The sequence below is a fragment of the Candidatus Ichthyocystis sparus genome, from assembly GCF_900078745.1.
GTDB lineage: Bacteria > Pseudomonadota > Gammaproteobacteria > Burkholderiales > 2013Ark19i > Ichthyocystis > Ichthyocystis sparus.
The window spans coordinates 1-2,192 of record NZ_FKII01000092.1; the positions used below are offsets into that span (position 1 = coordinate 1).

Genomic DNA, 2,192 nt, shown 5'->3' on the forward strand with positions numbered 1-2,192 from the left:
ATTTGGTATCTGCGCTCTGCTGAAGCCAGTTACCTTCGGAAAAAGAGTTGGTAGCTCTTGATCCGGCAAACAAACCACCGCTGGTAGCGGTGGTTTTTTTGTTTGCAAGCAGCAGATTACGCGCAGAAAAAAAGGATCTCAAGAAGATCCTTTGATCTTTTCTACGGGGTCTGACGCTCAGTGGAACGAAAACTCACGTTAAGGGATTTTGGTCATGAGATTATCAAAAAGGATCTTCACCTAGATCCTTTTAAATTAAAAATGAAGTTTTAAATCAATCTAAAGTATATATGAGTAAACTTGGTCTGACAGTTACCAATGCTTAATCAGTGAGGCACCTATCTCAGCGATCTGTCTATTTCGTTCATCCATAGTTGCCTGACTCCCCGTCGTGTAGATAACTACGATACGGGAGGGCTTACCATCTGGCCCCAGTGCTGCAATGATACCGCGAGACCCACGCTCACCGGCTCCAGATTTATCAGCAATAAACCAGCCAGCCGGAAGGGCCGAGCGCAGAAGTGGTCCTGCAACTTTATCCGCCTCCATCCAGTCTATTAATTGTTGCCGGGAAGCTAGAGTAAGTAGTTCGCCAGTTAATAGTTTGCGCAACGTTGTTGCCATTGCTACAGGCATCGTGGTGTCACGCTCGTCGTTTGGTATGGCTTCATTCAGCTCCGGTTCCCAACGATCAAGGCGAGTTACATGATCCCCCATGTTGTGCAAAAAAGCGGTTAGCTCCTTCGGTCCTCCGATCGTTGTCAGAAGTAAGTTGGCCGCAGTGTTATCACTCATGGTTATGGCAGCACTGCATAATTCTCTTACTGTCATGCCATCCGTAAGATGCTTTTCTGTGACTGGTGAGTACTCAACCAAGTCATTCTGAGAATAGTGTATGCGGCGACCGAGTTGCTCTTGCCCGGCGTCAATACGGGATAATACCGCGCCACATAGCAGAACTTTAAAAGTGCTCATCATTGGAAAACGTTCTTCGGGGCGAAAACTCTCAAGGATCTTACCGCTGTTGAGATCCAGTTCGATGTAACCCACTCGTGCACCCAACTGATCTTCAGCATCTTTTACTTTCACCAGCGTTTCTGGGTGAGCAAAAACAGGAAGGCAAAATGCCGCAAAAAAGGGAATAAGGGCGAATTCCAGCACACTGGCGGCCGTTACTAGTGGATCCGAGCTCGGTACCAAGCTTGGCGTAATCATGGTCATAGCTGTTTCCTGTGTGAAATTGTTATCCGCTCACAATTCCACACAACATACGAGCCGGAAGCATAAAGTGTAAAGCCTGGGGTGCCTAATGAGTGAGCTAACTCACATTAATTGCGTTGCGCTCACTGCCCGCTTTCCAGTCGGGAAACCTGTCGTGCCAGCTGCATTAATGAATCGGCCAACGCGCGGGGAGAGGCGGTTTGCGTATTGGGCGCTCTTCCGCTTCCTCGCTCACTGACTCGCTGCGCTCGGTCGTTCGGCTGCGGCGAGCGGTATCAGCTCACTCAAAGGCGGTAATACGGTTATCCACAGAATCAGGGGATAACGCAGGAAAGAACATGTGAGCAAAAGGCCAGCAAAAGGCCAGGAACCGTAAAAAGGCCGCGTTGCTGGCGTTTTTCCATAGGCTCCGCCCCCCTGACGAGCATCACAAAAATCGACGCTCAAGTCAGAGGTGGCGAAACCCGACAGGACTATAAAGATACCAGGCGTTTCCCCCTGGAAGCTCCCTCGTGCGCTCTCCTGTTCCGACCCTGCCGCTTACCGGATACCTGTCCGCCTTTCTCCCTTCGGGAAGCGTGGCGCTTTCTCATAGCTCACGCTGTAGGTATCTCAGTTCGGTGTAGGTCGTTCGCTCCAAGCTGGGCTGTGTGCACGAACCCCCCGTTCAGCCCGACCGCTGCGCCTTATCCGGTAACTATCGTCTTGAGTCCAACCCGGTAAGACACGACTTATCGCCACTGGCAGCAGCCACTGGTAACAGGATTAGCAGAGCGAGGTATGTAGGCGGTGCTACAGAGTTCTTGAAGTGGTGGCCTAACTACGGCTACACTAGAAGAACAGTATTTGGTATCTGCGCTCTGCTGAAGCCAGTTACCTTCGGAAAAAGAGTTGGTAGCTCTTGATCCGGCAAACAAACCACCGCTGGTAGCGGTGGTTTTTTTGTTTGCAAGCAGCAGATTACGCGCAGA

At 50.5% G+C, this 2,192-nt stretch carries 2 protein-coding genes; both read right to left on the reverse strand.

The genetic code is table 11. The features are described from left to right. Window positions 1-312: 312 nt before the first annotated feature. Window positions 313-1,161, reverse strand: a complete 849-nt coding sequence (gene blaTEM, locus A6733_RS09910) for a TEM family class A beta-lactamase (RefSeq protein WP_092460829.1) — start codon at window positions 1,159-1,161, stop codon at window positions 313-315. Window positions 1,162-1,952: 791 nt separating this feature from the next. Continuing rightward, window positions 1,953-2,192, reverse strand: a 240-nt coding sequence (locus A6733_RS09915; RefSeq protein ID WP_092460827.1) for a hypothetical protein, incomplete at its 5' end; no start/stop codon positions are given.